The sequence below is a fragment of the Colwellia asteriadis genome (assembly GCF_039523295.1).
Taxonomy (GTDB): Bacteria; Pseudomonadota; Gammaproteobacteria; order Enterobacterales; family Alteromonadaceae; genus Colwellia; species Colwellia asteriadis.
In genome coordinates, this window is record NZ_BAAAFA010000001.1 from 721,194 (window position 1) to 742,051 (window position 20,858).

Annotated in this window: 14 protein-coding genes, 5 tRNA genes and 2 rRNA genes; all 21 read right to left on the bottom strand. The window is 39.3% G+C overall.

What is annotated here, in order from left to right; translation table 11 throughout:
- Entirely contained in the window at positions 1 to 375 is a 375-nt protein-coding gene (rpsL, locus tag ABD005_RS03025; RefSeq protein ID WP_011045492.1) for a 30S ribosomal protein S12, read from the bottom strand.
- A 220-nt stretch (positions 376 to 595) separates the two neighbouring features.
- On the bottom strand, positions 596 to 4,825 hold the full coding sequence (gene rpoC, locus ABD005_RS03030) for a DNA-directed RNA polymerase subunit beta' (RefSeq protein WP_343814815.1): 4,230 nt from the start codon (positions 4,823 to 4,825) through the stop codon (positions 596 to 598).
- Between the two features lie 101 nt (positions 4,826 to 4,926).
- Complete coding sequence (gene rpoB, locus ABD005_RS03035) at positions 4,927 to 8,955, bottom strand: DNA-directed RNA polymerase subunit beta (RefSeq protein WP_215980493.1); 4,029 nt, start codon at positions 8,953 to 8,955, stop codon at positions 4,927 to 4,929.
- Positions 8,956 to 9,195: 240 nt separating this feature from the next.
- Positions 9,196 to 9,564, bottom strand: coding sequence for a 50S ribosomal protein L7/L12 (gene rplL, locus ABD005_RS03040; protein WP_215980492.1), 369 nt, complete (start codon positions 9,562 to 9,564; stop codon positions 9,196 to 9,198).
- 151 nt (positions 9,565 to 9,715) lie between these two features.
- On the bottom strand, positions 9,716 to 10,210 hold the full coding sequence (rplJ, locus tag ABD005_RS03045; RefSeq protein WP_215980491.1) for a 50S ribosomal protein L10: 495 nt from the start codon (positions 10,208 to 10,210) through the stop codon (positions 9,716 to 9,718).
- A gap of 304 nt (positions 10,211 to 10,514) precedes the next feature.
- Positions 10,515 to 11,213, bottom strand: coding sequence for a 50S ribosomal protein L1 (gene rplA / locus ABD005_RS03050; RefSeq protein WP_215980490.1), 699 nt, complete (start codon positions 11,211 to 11,213; stop codon positions 10,515 to 10,517).
- Between the two features lie 3 nt (positions 11,214 to 11,216).
- On the bottom strand, positions 11,217 to 11,645 hold the full coding sequence (gene rplK / locus ABD005_RS03055; RefSeq protein ID WP_215980489.1) for a 50S ribosomal protein L11: 429 nt from the start codon (positions 11,643 to 11,645) through the stop codon (positions 11,217 to 11,219).
- 187 nt (positions 11,646 to 11,832) lie between these two features.
- Entirely contained in the window at positions 11,833 to 12,702 is an 870-nt protein-coding gene (locus ABD005_RS03060) for an AraC family transcriptional regulator (RefSeq protein ID WP_215980488.1), read from the bottom strand.
- 675 nt (positions 12,703 to 13,377) lie between these two features.
- Positions 13,378 to 13,980, bottom strand: a complete 603-nt coding sequence (gene nusG / locus ABD005_RS03065; protein ID WP_215980487.1) for a transcription termination/antitermination protein NusG — start codon at positions 13,978 to 13,980, stop codon at positions 13,378 to 13,380.
- A gap of 2 nt (positions 13,981 to 13,982) precedes the next feature.
- Positions 13,983 to 14,363 carry a preprotein translocase subunit SecE gene (gene secE, locus ABD005_RS03070; RefSeq protein WP_215980486.1) on the bottom strand — a complete coding sequence of 127 codons (381 nt, stop codon included), beginning with the start codon at positions 14,361 to 14,363 and terminating at the stop codon, positions 13,983 to 13,985.
- 86 nt (positions 14,364 to 14,449) lie between these two features.
- Positions 14,450 to 14,526: transfer RNA gene (locus ABD005_RS03075), tRNA-Trp, on the bottom strand.
- A gap of 303 nt (positions 14,527 to 14,829) precedes the next feature.
- A complete protein-coding gene (tuf, locus tag ABD005_RS03080; RefSeq protein WP_343814806.1) occupies positions 14,830 to 16,014 on the bottom strand; it encodes an elongation factor Tu in 1,185 nt (394 codons plus the stop codon).
- A gap of 84 nt (positions 16,015 to 16,098) precedes the next feature.
- A tRNA-Thr gene (locus ABD005_RS03085) sits at positions 16,099 to 16,174 on the bottom strand.
- 16 nt (positions 16,175 to 16,190) lie between these two features.
- A tRNA-Gly gene (locus tag ABD005_RS03090) sits at positions 16,191 to 16,265 on the bottom strand.
- A gap of 66 nt (positions 16,266 to 16,331) precedes the next feature.
- Positions 16,332 to 16,416 (bottom strand) — tRNA-Tyr (locus ABD005_RS03095).
- 60 nt (positions 16,417 to 16,476) lie between these two features.
- Positions 16,477 to 16,552: transfer RNA gene (locus ABD005_RS03100), tRNA-Thr, on the bottom strand.
- A 157-nt stretch (positions 16,553 to 16,709) separates the two neighbouring features.
- Positions 16,710 to 17,453 (bottom strand): type III pantothenate kinase, encoded by a 744-nt coding sequence (locus ABD005_RS03105; protein ID WP_343814823.1) that lies wholly within the window; start codon positions 17,451 to 17,453, stop codon positions 16,710 to 16,712.
- Positions 17,450 to 18,472: a bifunctional biotin--[acetyl-CoA-carboxylase] ligase/biotin operon repressor BirA gene (gene birA / locus ABD005_RS03110; RefSeq protein WP_343814826.1), complete on the bottom strand. Its 1,023-nt coding sequence runs from the start codon at positions 18,470 to 18,472 to the stop codon at positions 17,450 to 17,452. The genes ABD005_RS03105 and birA overlap by 4 nt, the downstream gene beginning before the upstream one ends.
- Entirely contained in the window at positions 18,465 to 19,523 is a 1,059-nt protein-coding gene (gene murB, locus ABD005_RS03115) for a UDP-N-acetylmuramate dehydrogenase (RefSeq protein ID WP_343814829.1), read from the bottom strand. Before murB ends, birA begins: the two co-directional genes overlap by 8 nt.
- A 952-nt stretch (positions 19,524 to 20,475) precedes the next feature.
- Positions 20,476 to 20,590 (bottom strand): 5S ribosomal RNA (gene rrf / locus ABD005_RS03120).
- 161 nt (positions 20,591 to 20,751) lie between these two features.
- A 23S ribosomal RNA gene (locus ABD005_RS03125) occupies positions 20,752 to 20,858 on the bottom strand; the annotation flags it as partial.

A 20,858-nucleotide genomic window follows, 5' to 3' on the forward strand; every position in this document is an offset into this window, starting at 1 on the left:
TTAAGATTTAGGTCGCTTAGCACCGTATTTAGAACGGCCTTGTCTTCTGTCGCTTACACCAGAACAATCTAGTGCGCCACGAACGGTGTGGTAACGTACACCTGGTAAATCTTTAACACGACCACCACGAATCAAGATAACACTATGCTCTTGTAAGTTGTGACCTTCACCACCGATGTAAGAAGTAACTTCAAAGCCGTTAGTTAAACGAACACGAGCAACTTTACGTAATGCTGAGTTAGGTTTTTTTGGTGTAGTAGTATACACACGAGTACAAACGCCACGACGTTGTGGACAGGCTTGTAACGCTGGAACGTTACTTTTAGTTACCTGTCTAACACGTGGTTTACGTACTAGTTGGTTAATAGTTGCCATTATAGCTCCTGATTAGTTGTTACCAAGGAAAGTAGCCTTGATAAATTTATTGCGTAAATCTCAAATCAATGGAAAAGAATTACGCGCTCATAAACGAAAAAATCCGCAAACCTTTTATTATGCACACGAAGCACAGAATATAAGGTCGCGGAATTCTATAGGTCAATGATTGAGCTGTCAAGTGTTTTACTACTCTACAGCTCAATATAAACGTATAGTGCTACAGGCTTACTTCGCCATCATCGGCAAGTAAATCTGCATTTAACGCATCGGTTAATGCTTTTTCAGCGTCATCAGCTGAAACGGTTGTATCTTCATGTGCATCAAAAGCAGCTTTTGCTTTTGCGCGTTCCTGATGATAAGCATAACCAGTACCTGCTGGAATTAAACGACCAACAATTACGTTTTCTTTCAAGCCACGTAAACCGTCTTTCTTACCTGCAACAGCAGCTTCAGTTAGTACACGTGTTGTCTCTTGGAAAGATGCCGCTGAAATAAATGATTCAGTTGCTAATGATGCTTTAGTAATACCCATCATTTGCATTTCATATTCAGCAGGTTGCTTGCCAGCAGCTTCAAGTTCACGGTTCGCAATGTTTACGCGCGCCACTTCAACTTGTTCGCCTTTAAGGAACTCAGAGTCACCTGCATCAAGAATTTCACACTTACGGATCATTTGACGTACGATAACTTCAATGTGCTTATCGTTAATCTTAACACCCTGTAAACGGTAAACTTCTTGTACTTCGTTAACAATGTAGTTAGCAACTGGAGCAACACCACGTAAACGTAAGATATCGTGTGGAGACTCAGGACCATCGGCAATAACTTCACCTTTGATAACTGGTTCACCTTCATAGATATTTAATTGACGTGTTTTCGGAATCATCTCTTCGTAAACTTCACCATTAGGTTGAGTGATCAATAAGCGCACTTTACCTTTAGTTTCTTTACCGAAAGCAACAACACCTGTTTTCTCTGCAAGAATTGCAGGAAGTTTAGGCTTACGCGCTTCAAATAAGTCAGCAACACGAGGAAGACCACCGGTAATATCACGAGTTTTTGAGCTTGCTTGTGGTATACGAGCAAGTGCATCACCAATGTTTACGTCTGCGCCATCTTCTAAGTTTACGATTGCGTTACCTGGTAAATAGTAAAGTGCTGGAATTTCAGTACCGGCAATCATTACTTCTTTACCTTTAGCATCAATCAACTTCAATGCTGGGCGCATTTCTTTACCCGTAGAGTTACGTTGAGCTGCATCGGTAATAACAATACTTGATAAACCTGTTAGTTCATCTGTTTGGCGAACCATAGTTACGCCATCAACTAAGTCAACGAATTGAACCTTACCTGCAACCTCAGTAATAATAGGGTGAGTATGTGGGTCCCAGTTAGCGATTGTATCGCCAGAAGTTACTGCTTCACCATCACTCTTAGAAAGTACAGAACCGTAAGGTACTTTATAACGTTCTTTCTCACGTCCCATTTCATCAATGATAGTTATTTCTGATGAACGTGAAGTAATAACAAGGTGCTTATCTGAGTTAGTTACAAATTTAGCATTTTGTAATTTCAAATGACCAGTATTTTTAACTTGTACGCTGTTTTCAGCAGTAGCACGCGATGCAGCACCACCGATATGGAACGTACGCATGGTTAACTGTGTACCTGGTTCACCAATTGATTGTGCCGCAACAACACCAATTGCTTCACCTTGGTTGATCATATGACCACGAGCCAAATCACGACCGTAACAATTAGCACAAATACCAAAGTCAGTTTTACAAGTAATGATTGAACGTACTTTAATTTGATCAACTGAGTTAGCTTCAATTACATCACAAAGTGTTTCGTCGATTAATGTATTACGGGCAAGTAAAACTTCTTCTGTACCTGGAATAAATACATCTTCAGCAACAACACGACCTAATACGCGTTCACGTAATGGTTCAACAACATCACCACCTTCAATTAATGGTGTCATTAATAAGCCATCGTGTGTACCACAGTCATGCTCAGTTACCACTAAATCTTGTGCAACGTCTACTAAACGACGAGTTAAGTAACCCGAGTTAGCTGTTTTAAGTGCCGTATCAGCAAGACCTTTACGCGCACCGTGAGTTGAGATGAAGTATTGTAATACGTTAAGACCTTCACGGAAGTTAGCCGTGATTGGGGTTTCGATGATTGAACCATCTGGTTTAGCCATCAAGCCACGCATACCAGCTAACTGACGAATCTGTGCAGCACTACCACGAGCACCCGAGTCGGCCATCATAAAGATAGAGTTGAAAGAGTCTTGCTCTTCCATTTCACCGTCACGGTTTAAAATTTGCTCTTTTGATAAGTTATCCATCATCGCTTTTGAAACTTTTTCGTTCGCTGATGACCAGATATCGATAACTTTGTTGTATTTCTCACCTGCAGTTACAAGACCTTGGTCAAACTGCGCTTGAATTTCAGCAACTTCTGCTTCTGAATCTTCAATGATCGTGTACTTAGCATCTGGGATAACCATATCGTCGATACCAACAGAACAACCTGCAATCATCGCGTAATGGAAACCAGTGTACATAATTTGGTCAGCAAAGATAACGGTAGCTTTTAAACCTAAGTTACGGTACGCATGGTTAATTAGCTTAGAAATAGGCTTTTTACCTAGCGGCTGATCGATTAAATCGTAAGGTAAGCCTTTAGGACATACTTGCCACATAATGGCACGACCAATAGTAGTATCACGTAACGTTGTTGTTGCTACTAATTCGCCATCTGCATTTTTAACATGCTCTGTAATACGAATCTTAACGCGAGCGTGAAGCTCAGCAACACCAGTACGGTAAGCTTTTTCTGCTTCTTTAGCATCTGTAAATACCATGCCTTCACCTAAACCATTAACACGGTCACGCGTTAAGTAGTAAAGACCTAATACAACATCTTGTGATGGTACTATGATTGGTTCACCGTTAGCTGGTGCAAGAACGTTGTTTGTTGACATCATCAACGTACGTGCTTCCATTTGTGCTTCGATTGTTAACGGTACATGTACCGCCATTTGGTCACCATCGAAATCGGCGTTGTATGCCGCACAAACTAATGGGTGAAGGTGAATTGCTTTACCTTCAATTAGTACAGGTTCAAATGCTTGGATACCCAATCTATGAAGTGTTGGTGCACGGTTAAGCATTACTGGATGTTCACGGATTACTTCATCAAGTACATCCCAAACTTCAGCGCCTTCACGCTCAACTAATTTTTTAGCTGCTTTAATAGTAGTCGCTAAACCACGCGCTTCTAATTTACCGTAAATAAATGGCTTGAATAACTCTAATGCCATTTTCTTAGGTAAACCACACTGGTGTAAACGCAATGTAGGACCAACGGTAATTACAGAACGACCTGAGTAATCTACACGCTTACCTAATAAGTTTTGACGGAAACGACCTTGTTTACCCTTGATCATATCAGCAAGAGATTTAAGAGGACGTTTGTTAGAACCGGTAATTGCACGACCGCGACGACCGTTATCTAAAAGTGCATCAACAGACTCTTGTAACATACGCTTTTCGTTACGTACGATAATGTCTGGAGCAACTAAGTCTAGAAGACGTTTTAAACGGTTGTTACGGTTGATTACACGACGGTATAAGTCGTTAAGATCTGAAGTCGCAAAGCGGCCACCATCTAACGGTACTAATGGACGTAAATCAGGCGGTAAAATTGGTAAAACATTCATAATCATCCACTCAGGCTTGTTACCTGAAGCAGCGAATGCTTCCATTAATTTTAAACGCTTAGTAATTTTTTTACGTTTAGTTTCACTACCAATTTCAGGTAACTCTTCACGCATTTGCGCTACTTCGCCGTCTAAATCAATTTGTTGTAGTAAAGCTAAAACGGCTTCAGCACCCATAAGGGCGTCAAATTCATCACCGTGCTCTTCTAACGCGTCAAGATATTCTTCTTCCGTTAAAATTTGGCTTTTTTCTAACGTAGTCATACCTGGCTCGGTAACAACGTACGATTCAAAATAAAGTACACGCTCGATATCACGTAATGTCATATCAAGTAATAAACCGATACGTGACGGTAACGATTTTAAGAACCAAATGTGAGCAACTGGGCTTGCTAATTCGATATGACCCATACGGTCACGACGAACTTTCGTTAAGGTAACTTCTACGCCACACTTCTCACAAATAACACCACGGTGCTTTAAGCGTTTGTATTTACCACAAAGACATTCGTAATCTTTAACTGGTCCAAAAATACGCGCACAGAATAAACCGTCACGCTCAGGCTTAAATGTTCTGTAGTTAATGGTTTCTGGCTTTTTAACTTCACCATATGACCATGAACGTACCAAGTCTGGCGACGCTAAGCCGATGCGAATACCATCGAACTCTTCGGTTTGATTTTGTTGCTTAAGAAACTTAAGTAAATCTTTCACACACTTCTCCTGTCGGAGTTAAACTTTGAAAAGAAGGCATTACTGCCTTCTTCGCTTACCAGTTTAATCCTATGATTAAACTGGCTAACTAATTACGGTAACTAGTCTTCAGATAGTTCGATGTTGATACCTAACGAACGGATTTCTTTCAACAATACGTTGAATGATTCAGGAATACCTGGCTCCATTCTATGGTCACCGTCAACTAAGTTTTTATACATCTTAGTACGACCGTTAACATCATCAGACTTAACTGTTAGCATTTCTTGTAACGTGTAAGCTGCGCCGTATGCTTCTAAGGCCCATACTTCCATTTCACCAAAACGCTGACCACCGAACTGAGCTTTACCACCAAGTGGTTGCTGAGTTACTAATGAGTAAGAACCAGTTGAACGAGCATGCATTTTGTCATCAACTAAATGGTTTAGTTTTAACATATACATATAACCAACAGTTACCGGACGCTCAAACTCACGACCAGTACGGCCATCAGTTAACACGAACTGGCCACTTTCTGGCATATCAGCAAGCTTGAATAACTCTTTAATTTCTTTCTCGGCTGCACCGTCAAATGCTGGAGTAGCAATTGGTAAACCTGCACGTAAGTTAGCTGCTAAGCGCATAACTTCATCATCAGAGAAACTAGCAACATCAACGTTTTGACGAGATTCACCTACATTGTAAACATCTTGAATGAAGTTACGTAGCTTGTGAATTTCTTGTTGTGCTTCTAGCATACGGTTAATCTTTTCACCAACACCACGACAGGCCATGCCTAAGTGAGTTTCTAAGATCTGACCAATGTTCATACGTGATGGAACACCTAATGGGTTCAATACGATATCAACTGGTACACCGTGCTCATCGTATGGCATATCTTCAACAGGTACTACGTTTGAAATAACACCTTTGTTACCATGACGACCAGCCATTTTATCACCTGGCTGAATACGACGTTTAACGGCTAAGTAAACTTTAACAATTTTTAATACGCCAGGTTGTAAGTCATCACCTTGAGTGATTTTACGACGCTTAATTTCAAATTTCTTGTCGAAGTCAGCTTTGATGTTATCCCACTGCTCAGCAATTTGCTCTAATTCAGCTTGCTGCGCTTCGTCGCTTAAGTTTTGAACTAACCACTTATCACGAGACATAGACGTTAAGTCAGATTCGTTTAAGCCTGCAGATAATAATAACTTCTTAGTACGGGCATAAATACCATCTTCGAAAATGCTTAATTCATCGCCAAGATCTTTCTTAACTTCTTTAAGTTGCATTTGTTCAATTTCTACAGCGCGAGCATCTTTTTCAACGCCGTCACGTGTGAAGATTTGAACATCAATGATAGTACCTTTTACTGAGTTAGGAACACGTAAAGAGCTATCTTTAACGTCTGCCGCTTTCTCACCAAAAATAGCACGTAATAGCTTTTCTTCTGGAGTAAGTTGTGTTTCACCTTTAGGAGTTACTTTACCAACTAAGATATCGCCACCATTTACTTCAGCACCAATGTAAACAACACCAGCTTCATCTAATTTAGATAATGCTGATTCGCCAACGTTTGGAATATCTGCAGTAATTTCTTCACTACCCAATTTAGTATCACGCGCAATACACGTTAATTCTTGGATGTGAATAGTAGTAAATCTGTCTTCAATGGCAACACGCTCAGATAACAACATTGAATCTTCAAAGTTGTAACCATTCCACGGCATGAACGCTATACGCATGTTTTGACCAAGCGCAAGCTCACCCATGTCAGTTGATGGACCATCAGCTAATACATCGCCACGTACTACTGGCTCACCTAAACGACACACTGGACGTTGGTTGATACATGTATTTTGGTTTGAACGTGTGTATTTAGTTAAGTTGTAAATATCAATACCTGCTTCACCAGCAAGCATTTCATTTTCATTAACTTTTACAACAATACGTGATGCATCTACGTAAGTAACAACACCACCACGTTTAGCAACCGCAGTAACACCTGAGTCTACCGCTACCACTTTTTCCATACCAGTACCAACTAAAGGCTTATCAACGATAAGTGTTGGAACCGCTTGACGTTGCATGTTCGAGCCCATTAAGGCACGGTTAGCATCATCGTGTTCTAAGAACGGAATAAGTGAAGCCGCTACCGAGATAATTTGCTGTGGAGATACGTCCATATATTGAACTTCAGCTGAAGATTTCAGCGTAAATTCATTTTTGAAACGACAGTTAACTAAATCTTGAATAAGTTTATTGTCATCATTACGTTCAGCATTTGCCTGAGCGATAACAAAGTTACCCTCTTCAATTGCTGATAAGTAATCAATATCGTCAGTAACTAAACCATCAACCACTTTACGGTAAGGTGTTTCTAAGAAACCGTAATCGTTAGTACGTGCGTAACAAGAAAGCGAGTTGATCAAACCAATGTTTGGACCCTCTGGCGTTTCGATTGGACAAACACGACCATAGTGAGTTGGATGTACGTCACGTACTTCGAAGCCTGCACGTTCACGCGTTAAACCACCTGGGCCTAATGCTGAGATACGACGTTTATGCGTAACTTCAGATAACGGGTTGTTTTGATCCATAAACTGTGACAATTGTGATGAGCCAAAAAACTCTTTCACTGCCGCAGAAATTGGTTTTGCGTTAATTAAATCTTGTGGCATGATTGCGTCTAAGTCACCAAGACTTAAACGTTCACGTACCGCACGCTCAACACGAACAAGACCAACACGGAATTGGTTTTCAGCCATTTCACCTACAGAGCGAATACGACGGTTACCTAAATGGTCAATATCATCTACTTCACCTTTACCGTCACGAATGTCGATTAAGGTTTTCATTACTGAGATAATGTCTTCTTTAGATAAAACACCAGAACCAACATCATCAGCATTACCAACACGACGGTTAAACTTCATACGACCAACGGTCGATAAGTCGTAGCGTTCAGCAGCAAAGAATAAGTTAGTAAATAATGCTTCAGCAGCATCTTTAGTTGGTGGCTCGCCTGGGCGCATCATACGGTAAATTTCAACTAAAGCTTCAAGCTTATTCGTTGAGCTATCTACACGGATAGTGTCTGACATGTATGAACCAACATCAAATTCGTTCATGTATAAAGTTGAAAGTACTTTATGGCCAGCTTGGCTTAATTCAGCTAATAATTCTAAGGTTAATTCAGCGTTCGCTTCTGCAATCACTTCACCTGTAGATTTGTCAATGTATGCTTGTGACAATACACGACCAACAATATAGTCTGCTGGTACTTCTAACTTATCAACATTAGCTTTTGATAATGAACGAATATGACGAGCAGTAATACGACGACCTTGTTCAACTAATACTTCACCTTTCTTAATTGAAATATCAAATGTTGCCGTTTCACCACGAAGACGCTCAGGGATTAAATCCATGATCAACTTATCACCTTTAATAGTGAAGTTAGTTGTGTCATAGAAAATATCTAAGATTTCTTCTGTTGAATATTCTAATGCACGTAAGATAATTGACGCAGGTAACTTACGACGTCTATCAATACGAACAAATAAGTTATCTTTTGGATCGAATTCAAAATCTAACCATGAACCACGGTAAGGAATAACGCGTGCGTTATATAAAACTTTACCCGATGAATGCGTTTTGCCTTTATCGTGATCAAAGAATACACCAGGAGAACGGTGTAACTGTGAAACGATAACACGCTCAGTACCATTAATTACAAAAGTACCGTTATCTGTCATCAACGGGATTTCGCCCATGTACACTTCTTGTTCTTTGATATCTTTTACAGTACCTGCCGGAGCTTCTTTATCGTATACCACTAAACGTAATTTTACGCGCAGCGGTGCAGAATAAGTTACACCACGTATTTGACATTCTTTCACGTCAAATAACGGTTCACCTAAACGATAGCTTACATATTGTAATTCTGAGCTACCTGAATAAGCTTTAATTGGGAAAATAGAACGAAAAGCAGCCTCTAGACCGGTTTCACCTGTTGCATCAATATCAATAAACTTGCGGAAAGAATCGAGTTGAATGGATAACAAGAATGGATATTCCATTACTTGTACACTTTTACCAAAGTCCTTTCTAATTCGCTTTTTCTCAAAGTATGAGTAAGCCATGGGGTTCCTCAGCTTGCTGGTTATGGCCAAATCTGTCTAGTGAGCAATGCCCACATAGACAGGTTATTTCGATAATGTTTACGTCTAAACATTACTAGGTAATTATGAATCATAATCACCTAACGCTAAATAATGCACTGTTTCGATTAAAAAAACATCAAATAATTTAGCGCAAAAAGGCCGGTGACGTTTAAATCACCAGCCATGCCTTTTCAGGCAAATAATCTGTTTAAAAACAGATTATTTGATCTCAACAGAAGCACCAGCTTCTTCAAGAGCTTTCTTAAGTTCTTCAGCTTCAGCTTTTTCAACACCTTCTTTAAGTGCTTTAGGAGCTGATTCAACTAAGTCTTTAGCTTCTTTTAAGCCAAGACCAGTCGCGCCGCGAACTGCTTTGATTACAGCAACTTTCTTATCGCCGAAACCAGTTAAGATTACGTCGAATTCAGTTTGCTCTTCAGCAGAACCACCAGCGTCACCGCCAGCAACAGCAACAGCAGCAGCAGCAGATACGCCGAACTTCTCTTCCATTGCTTCGATTAATTCAACTACATCCATTACTGACATGTCAGCAATAGCGTTTAGGATATCGTCTTTAGAAATAGACATTATATAATTTCCTGTTTTTTAAGAAACAGCTTAACTTTGTACTTATCTTTAAGTAGTAAAGCGCTGTTTGAATAACTATTAAATACAAAAAGCATTGCTAATATTAATATATATATTAGCGACAATAAATTTTCTATAAAAAGAAAAACTATTAAGCAGCTTCTTGTTCTTTCTGATCGCGAACTGCAGCAATCGTACGGCAAAGTTTGCCGGCAGATGCTTCTTTCATAACGCTCATTAAACGTGCAATCGCTTCGTCGTAAGTAGGTAGCTTAGCTAACATATTTACGTCTACTGCGTTACCTTCAAATGCAGCTGCTTTTAATTCAAAAGCTTCGTTAGTTTTAGCGAAGTCTGTGAATAAACGAGCAGCAGCACCTGGGTGTTCTTGAGAGAAAGCTACTAGAGAAGGACCTTTGAATACGTCAGTAACACATTCAAAATCAGTACCTTCTACTGCACGACGTGCTAATGTGTTACGGACAACCTTCATCCATACACCATTTTCACGTGCTTGCTTACGCAATACAGTAATAGCTTCAACTGTAACACCACGGGCATCCGCGATTACAACTGATTGAGCGCCTTTGGCAGCTTCTTGAACTTCAGCAACAATTGCTTTTTTGTCATCAAGATTGATAGCCATTGGCTTAACTCCTGGTTCACCGGAAAATCCGGTATTTACAATCCCTAACACCAACAAAGATGTTAGACCATTACGGCGAGGACCAGAAAATTTTAGGAAATATCTGGGTAATCACCATCTACGTAGGTAATATTAAGCAAAATAAATTTCGCGCCTACGGTCTTTGACGGGGGCTATGCTTAATTAACTCAACGTTAATTCAACACAACTCCTACCAAAATTTAAGGGGCGAAATTATAGGTTATAATTTCGCCCTTGTAAAGATTCAATATAGAACTTTACTCAAGAATATTAAAATTAATTATTAAGCTTGAGATAAGGTTGCTTGGTTAACTGCAACGCCAGCACCCATAGTAGTAGAAAGTGAAACTTTCTTAATATATTGACCTTTAGCATTTGCTGGTTTTGCTTTTTTAAGCGCTTCTAGCAAAGACTCTAAGTTTTGTTGTAACTGTGCAGCGTCGAAATCAGCCTTACCAATAGTAGTATGGATGATACCGTTCTTGTCGTTACGGTAACGGATCTGACCAGACTTAGCGTTTTTAACCGCGCCAGCTACGTCAGGAGTTACAGTACCAACTTTCGGGTTAGGCATTAAACCACGTGGGCCTAAAATTTGACCTAATTGACCAACAACACGCATTGCATCAGGAGAAGCAATAACAACGTCGAAGTTCATTTCGCCAGCTTTTACTTGCTCAGCTAGGTCTTCCATACCGATAACGTCAGCGCCAGCTTCTTTAGCTTTCTCTGCGTTTGCACCTTGTGTAAATACAGCAACACGTACTTCACGGCCAGTACCATTTGGTAATACTGTAGCGCCACGAACGTTTTGGTCTGATTTACGAGCGTCGATACCAAGATTTACAGCAACATCTACGCTTTCACGGAAGTTGGCAGTAGCAAATTCTTTTAATAAAGCAACAGCTTCACTGATATCGTATTCTTTAGTTGCGTCTACTTTTTCACGGATAAGACGAGCGCGTTTTGTTAATTTAGCCATTGATTAGTCCTCTACCACTAAACCTATTGAACGAGCAGAACCCGCAATAGTACGCACTGCAGCTTCTAGTGAACCAGCAGTCAAATCAGGTTCTTTCATCTTAACGATTTCTTCAAGTTGTGCTGTAGTTACAGTACCAACTTTTTCTGTGTTAGGACGGCCAGAACCACTCTTAACACCAGCTGCTTTTTTCAATAAGAAAGATGCAGGTGGAGTTTTAGTTTCGAAAGTAAACGAACGGTCACTGTATACAGTAATTACTACTGGAACCGGAGCGCCTTTTTCTAAAGAATCTGTTTTCGCGTTAAACGCTTTACAGAATTCCATGATATTAACACCGTGTTGACCTAAAGCAGGACCAACTGGTGGTGACGGGTTAGCTGCACCAGCAGCTACTTGTAGCTTGATTAAAGCTTGGACTTTCTTAGCCATTTTAAAACACCTTTAGTATGGGTAATTAGCGCTACTTGTTATAAAAATAACGTTGGCTTCCCTGTTTACAAAATTCATCTTTTATCTTGCATCTAAGCAGATAAAAAACAGATTAAGTGCTCGCTAAAAATAAGCGGCAGCGGATTATATATTAACCAGCTCACGAGTTTCAAGTTTTTTGTCATTTTTATAATGGCGAAGGGGCTTTTATACTATTACGGAATTCTTTAGGGGTGTTGCCTTTAATCATGCGAAAGCGTCGATTAAAATTAGAAATGTTATTAAAGCCACACTGATCACTAATCACTGAAATCAAAGCATTAGTATTAACTAAAAGCTTACAAGCTTTACCAATGCGTAGCTGGTTAATAAACTGGTTTAATGTTTGCTCTGTGCGTTGTTTAAAAAAACGATGGAAATGATTGGTACTCATATGCGCTAATCTAGCTAATTCATCAGCGCATAATGGCTCAGTATATCGTTGGTATATATAACTAATAACTTTATCGAGTTTATCAACAGAAATATCGGTTTTATCACCAAAGGTAAAAAAGCTACTCGAAAGAACGCGATAACTTTCATCTTTAACCATTAAATTTAATAGTTTTAATAATAAGATGTAACGCTCTATAGGCTCTGCACCTTCCATCGCTTCAAAGATAGCTAATGACTTTTTCGTAACTTCTTGACTAAACTCTAAGCCACGCATTGAGAGTTTCAGCATAGTAGACAGTAACTGTAACTCTGGGTTTTTACTCACTTGCTCATTGAGCCATTGGGCAGGTATTTGTGCTACATATACTATTAATGGTTTAGTTTCATCATATGACTTTACTTGCCAACTATGTGGTAGGTTAGGCCCAAGGAGTACTAAGTCAGCATCACTATAATGACTCATATGATCGCCAATATGTTTTGAACCTTGGCTATTGAGTGTTAAACAAATCTCGTATTCTGAATGATAATGCCAGTTAAATTCTATTTTGTTAAAAGAAAACTTTTCAAACCACCAAGAGCAGCCCTCTGAAGGTATCATTTTTCCACAGATCGCTTTCATTACTATTCCTTTAATACATTACATCTAATGCCATAATGAGTTTCATGTGACTAATAAAATATATCAAGAGAAGTTTGAATAGGCTAACGTTTGTTCATCTATTTTCTACTCTTTTCGACTCTCTTTATTTAAAATAAAAAAAAGCTGATACCTATAAAAGAATATCAGCTGTGAGTGAGGGAAAGTCGAGGTCCTCATAACCGTTTAAATTTAAAAGCCGATATAAACTTGTAAATTTAAACCGCACTTTATAAAGAAAATGCTCAACTATTGTGCTTGCTCACTTTATTTATTGCGACACTTTTCAATGCAATAGTAATATTTTTCTATCATTTTTAAATTCATCATCAAGTTCAAGTTAGCGCTTAGTCTATTTGTAATAGCATTAGCCATTTCTATTGTTGTAGTAGTAAATTTTTGAGGTAGCTAAAGAAGTAGTTAACGCCATAAGAAGTAACATATTATCAATGATATGAGTAAATGGCATTGTTCAGGTTTACCACCCTTAAAAAGCAAGAGCGAAAGACACTGTTATAGTATTACCCCTTATAGCATGCTTTGACTAAAAGGGAGAAAGCAAAAGGAGCTAACATCGCACAATACGAAATCCCCCTTCTAAAAACAAAAAACGCCTGCACAGGGCAAGCGTTTTGATAATCAATATATGAGTGTAGCTTAACTACTTTTCTCTACTTGACCAAATTCTAAATCTACTGGCGTTGAACGACCAAAGATAAGTACCGATACTTTAATGCGGTTCTTCTCATAGTCAAGTTCTTCAACCACACCATTAAAGTCAGCAAATGGTCCATCAATAACACGAACAACTTCACCTGGCTCAAACAATGTTTTAGGTTTAGGCTTATCAGTTTCTTCAAGACGCTGTAAAATTCTATCAGCCTCACGTTGTGAAATTGGTGCAGGACGATCACTCGTTCCGCCAATAAAACCAAGTACACGTGGTACACTTTTCACTAAATGCCACGCATCTACATCCATTTCCATTTGTACTAAAACATAACCTGGAAAGAATTTACGAGAGCTTTTACGCTTTTGACCCGCACGCATTTCTACAACTTCTTCAGTTGGTACAAGAATTTCACCAAACTTATCTTGTAAGCCTTGAATTTCAATATGCTCAAGTAAAGTCTTTTGCACACGACCTTCATAACCAGAAAACGCTTGCACTACATACCAGCGTAATTTAGGGTTTTGAGTTACTTGCTGTTCTTGCTCGCCATCTTCAGGCGTATTATCATTTAAGATTTCTTCAGTCATAACTAAACCTGCATACCAGTAACCAAACCAACTAACCAGAATAGAACAGAGTCTAATCCCCAAAGTAATAATGACATCAATAATGTTACAACTAACACTATGCCTGTCGTTTGTATTGCTTCTTGGCGAGTAGGCCAAATAACTTTACGTACTTCTGTCCGCGCTTCTTTAGCAAACTCAAAGCCTGAACGACCTTTCTGTGTTTGCATAGCAATTAGGCCTGCAACAGCTACCGCTACAACAACACCAAGTGCTCTAATAAATGGTGATTCACCACTATAAATGTAGTTTCCAGCTACTGCACCTGCTAAAAGTAAGATTATAACGCCCCACTTTAGCGTATCGAAAGAACTACCTACTTGCTCTTCTGTACTCGCATTCATATTTCTATTCCGTCATTATCAAAAATTTTGCAAAAAACAGTATTCTTTATAACACTGTGAAGCATGCATAAAGCATGTCTTTAATATGGCAGGGGTGGAGAGACTCGAACTCCCAACCATCGGTTTTGGAGACCGCTGTTCTACCAATTGGAACTACACCCCTACGATTACACAACAGGCACCTACCTGTTCACGCAATAATTACACTTATCGAATGAATCTTAGTTGTTTGGGATTAAGAGATACTCGAGAAGTGAGGCGCTATTATACTTAGCATAGCGGTATACTCAAGGACTATTTGCATAATTGCACTAGATAAGAAGCTGTTCGAGGTGAATAACGACGTTATTCTCCAGTAAGATCAAAAAAGGTCGCATAAGCGACCTTTTTCAAGTATTAATAAACTAATTATTAGGTACAGTGTTAGTAAAGGACTAACAGCCGCCTAACGTAAATTAGTTATCAATTAGGCGATGATTGAAGAAACAACACCAGCACCAACAGTACGACCACCTTCACGGATTGCGAAGCGTAAACCTTCGTCCATCGCTACTGGGTTGATTAGCTCAACAACAAACTTCAAGTTGTCGCCTGGCATTACCATTTCTACACCTTCTGGAAGCTCTACTGAACCAGTAATATCCGTTGTACGGAAGTAGAACTGTGGACGGTAGCCTTTGAAGAATGGAGTATGACGACCACCTTCATCTTTAGAAAGTACGTATACTTCTGATTCAAATTTAGTATGTGGGTTGATTGAACCAGGTTGTGCTAATACTTGACCACGTTCAACGTCTTCACGCTTAAGACCACGTAAAAGTACACCACAGTTCTCGCCTGCACGACCTTCGTCAAGAAGCTTACGGAACATTTCAACACCTGTACAAGTTGATTTTTGTGTATCACGGATACCAACAACTTCTACTTCGTCACCAACTTTAACAATACCACGTTCAACACGACCTGTTACAACAGTACCACGGCCTGAGATTGAGAAAACGTCTTCGATAGGCATGATGAATGCACCGTCGATTGCACGCTCTGGCTCTGGAATGTAAGTATCTAAAGCGTTAGCTAATTCGATTACTTTTTCTTCCCACTTCGCTTCACCTTGAAGTGCGCCTAATGCTGAACCTTGAATTACTGGTAAGTCATCACCTGGGAATTCGTATTCAGAAAGAAGTTCACGAACTTCCATTTCTACTAATTCTAATAATTCTTCGTCGTCAACCATGTCACATTTGTTCATGAAAACGATGATGAAAGGAACACCAACTTGACGAGAAAGTAAGATGTGCTCACGTGTTTGTGGCATTGGACCATCTGTAGCAGCAACTACTAAGATAGCGCCATCCATTTGTGCAGCACCAGTGATCATGTTTTTGATGTAATCGGCGTGACCAGGACAATCTACGTGTGCGTAGTGACGTGTTTCTGTATCGTATTCGATGTGAGAAGTATTGATTGTAATACCACGCTCACGCTCTTCTGGAGCATTATCGATTTGTGCGAAATCACGAACTTCACCACCGTGAACTTTAGTTAATACCGCAGAGATAGCGGCTGTTAAAGTTGTTTTACCGTGATCGACGTGACCGATAGTACCAACGTTTACGTGTGGTTTATTACGTTCAAATTTTTCTTTAGCCATTTCAAAATACCTCTGGGTATAAGTAATAAGTTTACTGTTATTTTTTACATTAAGGTGAGATATTGAATAGAGTAATCTAAGGAGTGGTGCTGATAGGCAGATTCGAACTGCCGACCTCACCCTTACCAAGGGTGCGCTCTACCAACTGAGCCATATCAGCATTAAATCACATAGATTGGAGCGGGTGGCGGGAATCGAACCCGCTTCATCAGCTTGGAAGGCTGAGGTAATAGCCAGTATACGACACCCGCTGACTCTATCAGATGATCTCTGATTTTAGATTTAGCTAAACTAAGATGAAGCGTAAATCAAAAATATGGTGGAGGGAGGTGGATTCGAACCACCGAAGGCTGAGCCGTCAGATTTACAGTCTGATCCCTTTGGCCACTCGGGAACCCCTCCACATAAAGCCTATACCTTTTAACAGGTACCTTAACAAATCATATTATTGTTAAGTATTAATGGTGCCGACTGCCGGAATCGAACTGGCGACCTACTGATTACAAGTCAGTTGCTCTACCAACTGAGCTAAGTCGGCACTACATTAAGTGGTGCGAATTCTAGAGTAATGTTTTCATGCTTGCAATAGCTAATTTAAAAATATTTAATGTTTTTTACTTATTATTACTCGTTTGATGTTTTTTTATGCAAGCAATAGCCTGAAAGCCCTTGGCAAGTGCAACCTACCACAATAGTTACGTAATATATTGCTGTAAACCATAAAATACTAATGCCTCTATATATACCATTTCCACATTAGTTAATGTAGTTAACGCTGGAGCATTACCACCAGTGATAATAATACGTTCAACAGCCCCTAGTTCTCGCTCGGCTTGTAAGATCGCTTGATTAATTAAACCTACTGTTGCAGCCCAACAGCAATTATTAACATTGTCGGTTGTATTTAACCCAAAAGATAACTCAATATCTCTTTTAGTCTCTGCCTTTATATGGGCAGTATTTTGCAGCAACGTATTATATAAAGTAGTTATACCCGCAAATATCCAACCACCACGATGTTGACCTGTATTATCAACCAGATCAAAAGTGGTGGCAGTACCAGCATCAATCACTAAGATATTTTGCTGTGCATAGCGCTGCTGGGCACCAATAATTGCTAGCCAGCGATCTACACCTAACTGTTCAGGTATCTGATAACCCGAAACAACACCGTTTTTACAACGTTCGCTTTTTACTTCGGTATAGCTGATATGGTGATCAATACAATACTCAGCTATGGGATCAACAATTTCACTATTGGCAACACTAGCAACAATTACTTGCGAGACTTGGTTATCAACGACGCAGAGGTTATTAATGAAACTATGGTTGAAATGCTGGTTCTCAATACTATGGATATTTTCAATATGCTGGGTATTAACATTATTTAATAAAGCATACTTTACTCTGCTATTACCAATATCGATGAGCAAAATCACTCTATGCCCCTTAAACTTACTTCGCCACCATAGATCGCTTTCACATACCCGTCAACGTCCAAAAGCAAAGCGCCTTGATTGTTTATGCCACGACAAATGCCATGCGTTGTCCGTTCACCAGTTAGTAGCTTCACTGGCTTATTTAAGTAAATATCGTATTTATGCCATTCATCTAGCATCCCAGATAATCCACTTTCTCTATGCTGTAATAAGCGCTCCCACAAACAGCTAATCAACTCAGCACATAAACCATCTCGATCAATCGTGATATTGGTATGAGATTTCAAGTCTGTCCATTGTTGGTCTATCGACTTTGCAGACTCCTCGGGCATATTCACGTTCAAACCAATACCTATAACACTATGGCTCGGTTCGAGCGCCTGTCCTTCTAAATCAATCAAAATACCAGCCAGCTTGACACCACTTAAATAAATGTCATTTGGCCATTTTAATTCAACTTGTATATCACAGTAATTCTTTACCGCATCACTAACAGCTAAAGCCGTTACTAGGCTCAAACCCATAGCTCCTGCTAGCCCTTGTTCTAAATACCAATACATAGATAAATAAATTTGGGAGCCAAAGGGAGATACCCACTGACGTCCGCGTCGCCCTCTTCCTGCACTTTGGTATTCAGCTAAACACACGCGACCTTGAGACATTCTTTCAGGTATCAAGCGCATTAAGTGATCGTTAGTTGAATCAATTAAACTATGTACTTCAAGCAAATGAGGGTTTACGGTATGAAGCAATTGTTCAGGAACTCTTAATAACCTTTCAATATTTTTTTCATCTAATAAAGTCAACGGTGTAGCGAGTTTATAGCCCTTACCTGTTACGCTGTATATATCTAAGCCCATAGCTAATAGGCTTTTAATATGCTTAGCAATAGCTGCTCTACTAATATTTAACTCTTGCGCTAAAACCTGACCAGAAATAAAACTACCGTTTGCTAATGACCTAACCAAATGAGCTTTAACTGAGTTACTCGAATTTCTTGGATGAGCCGTATTAATCATAATTAACGCCATTAATTACACTATCACCATTAAGTTTTTCAAAATGAACTTCTCCTTGTGCAGAGACCATACGCACTTCAGGTATTATTTTTACCGAAAACATTTCAAAAACCTGCTGCTGAACAAACTTAGCTAACGTTATAAGATCTTGCCCTGTACCATTTTCATAATTCACAAGCACTAAAGCTTGACGTTGATCAACACCAACCCCTTTAAATCGAAAACCTTTTAAGCCACTTTGTTCGATTAACCAACCTGCCGCCAACTTAACATTGCCTTTACTTTGCGGGTAATGGGGTATCTGTGGATATTTTGTCTGAATCTGTAAAAACTTTTCCTGACTAACAATAGGGTTTTTAAAGAAGCTACCTGCGTTGGGCAATTTTTTTGGATCTGGCAACTTAGACTGTCTTAATTCAATCACTTTGTTCATAACCACTTTGGCATCGACATTCACAGGTAGAACATCTAGACCGCTATAGTTTAAGTTTGCTTGCCATGCTTTAGGGAAAAGTAAAACAAGCTCTGTAATAAGTGCTCGGTTATGCAAACAATTTTTAAATATACTATCTCGATATGAGAATTTACATTCTTGTGCTGACAGTGCTTTAAGCTGCTTAGTGATCAAATCAAAATAACTAACCTCTAAACAAAAATCAGCAAATTCAACTCCATAAGCACCGATATTTTGCACCGGTGCAGCACCTACACTTCCGGGAATAAGTGCTAAGTTTTCAAGTCCATTGATTCCATGTTCGATACAAAAACTAACGAGATCATGCCAATTCTCCGCAGCCCCAACCGTTACCTTATAATGGCTCTTTGTTTCATTAACAGTGATCCCTTTAAAGGCAGGCTTAATAATAACAGGTGCTGCAGGTTCAACAAAAAGTGTATTACTCCCATCACCTAAAATATAAAAATCACCATAGCAGAGCTCAGGTAAGGCAAGTAACTCTTCAAGTGTCTCAACTAAATATAGTTGCGAACAAGATACTGCTATATTGAAACTATTACTATTCTGCAGAGAGTATGACTGGTTAAGACTCATGGACTATTAATATTCTGAAATATGAAAAGGGTATTGTACTTAAAAATTGTAATAACACCAATTTCAGTTCTAGGTATTATATAGTAGAGGATACGCTTATCTGTCGTTATTACTTCTAGAGTAAGTCAGTAATTTAGGTTCCTAAATATTAAAACCCATTACTTACGTAACGGGTTATATCTACAAATAATAAATTAGCAATTACCTTGCTGACACTGTTGATAAAAGTAATTATATATTGCTTCGCTAGTAGCGCATGCAGAACCGCCTCTGTTATCTGCACACAACTGTATACGCTGCGACTTTGCATAGCTATCACAATCGTAATAGCACGAACCAGCATAGGCTGAACTCATACCAAACATAAGTCCCACGCTTAGTACTACTGATTTTGATGATAATATTTTTACCATTATTTATATTCCTTTATTATTGAAGACTAACATCAATGTACTTATTTATAGAAGTAAATTTAGTCCTTACCTGATATTAAGTACTTAATTAGTACCTTATGTTAAATTGACGCTGTTTTATGACTTTAAACAACGTTTAAATAAATTAGCAGATTTATTTTGCATAAACAATAGCCACTTTAGTTACGCATTCAGTAATAATTTTAAGGTATAATTCACACGGCCATTTAAGCTAACGATTATGCTCGCGGTATATTCACGTTTCATTATCCTGCTACTGCGTTTTGCACATTCTTTAAAAACCACAAAGCAAAAAGCCCGGCTCTTTCGAATCGGGCTTCTCGTGAGCTTTCGCTCGAATAGAAGTTTAGCAATGTCCTACTCTCACATGGACTTATCTGCAACATAAGTCACACGACCATCGGTGCTACTGTCGTTCATTATCTTGCTACTGCGTTTTGCACATTCTTTAAAAGCCACAAAGCAAAAAGCCCGACTCTTTCGAATCGGGCTTCTCGTGAGCTTTCGCTCGAATAGAAGTTTAGCAATGTCCTACTCTCACATGGGAACTCCCACACTACCATCGGCGCTACTGCGTTTCACTTCTGAGTTCGGAATGGGATCAGGTGGTACCACAGTGCTATGGTCGCTAAACAAAAACTTTTTAATTACCCAACTTACGTCGGTAATTAGCAATCTTGGAAATTTGATATAACTAAGTAAATTCAAGTAATCACGAGTACGTGATGCTTACCTTTCGGTAAATAGTGTCAGTCTTCATACAACCTAAGTTATCAAAACCACTTGGGTGTTGTATGGTTAAGCCTCACGGGCAATTAGTATCAGTTAGCTCAATGCCTCGCAGCACTTACACACCTGACCTATCAACGTTGTAGTCTCCAACGACCCTTTAGGGAGCTCA

Coding starts and splice junctions, on each gene's coding strand:
- tuf (WP_343814806.1), bottom strand. CDS start 16,014: ATGGCTAAAGAAAAATTTGAACGTAATAAACCACACGTAAACGTTGGT.
- secE (WP_215980486.1), bottom strand. CDS start 14,363: ATGAATGCGAGTACAGAAGAGCAAGTAGGTAGTTCTTTCGATACGCTA.
- rplL (WP_215980492.1), bottom strand. CDS start 9,564: ATGTCTATTTCTAAAGACGATATCCTAAACGCTATTGCTGACATGTCA.
- rplJ (WP_215980491.1), bottom strand. CDS start 10,210: ATGGCTATCAATCTTGATGACAAAAAAGCAATTGTTGCTGAAGTTCAA.
- rplK (WP_215980489.1), bottom strand. CDS start 11,645: ATGGCTAAGAAAGTCCAAGCTTTAATCAAGCTACAAGTAGCTGCTGGT.
- ABD005_RS03060 (WP_215980488.1), bottom strand. CDS start 12,702: ATGAAAGCGATCTGTGGAAAAATGATACCTTCAGAGGGCTGCTCTTGG.
- rpoB (WP_215980493.1), bottom strand. CDS start 8,955: ATGGCTTACTCATACTTTGAGAAAAAGCGAATTAGAAAGGACTTTGGT.
- birA (WP_343814826.1), bottom strand. CDS start 18,472: ATGATTAATACGGCTCATCCAAGAAATTCGAGTAACTCAGTTAAAGCT.
- nusG (WP_215980487.1), bottom strand. CDS start 13,980: ATGACTGAAGAAATCTTAAATGATAATACGCCTGAAGATGGCGAGCAA.
- rpsL (WP_011045492.1), bottom strand. CDS start 375: ATGGCAACTATTAACCAACTAGTACGTAAACCACGTGTTAGACAGGTA.
- murB (WP_343814829.1), bottom strand. CDS start 19,523: ATGAGTCTTAACCAGTCATACTCTCTGCAGAATAGTAATAGTTTCAAT.
- rplA (WP_215980490.1), bottom strand. CDS start 11,213: ATGGCTAAATTAACAAAACGCGCTCGTCTTATCCGTGAAAAAGTAGAC.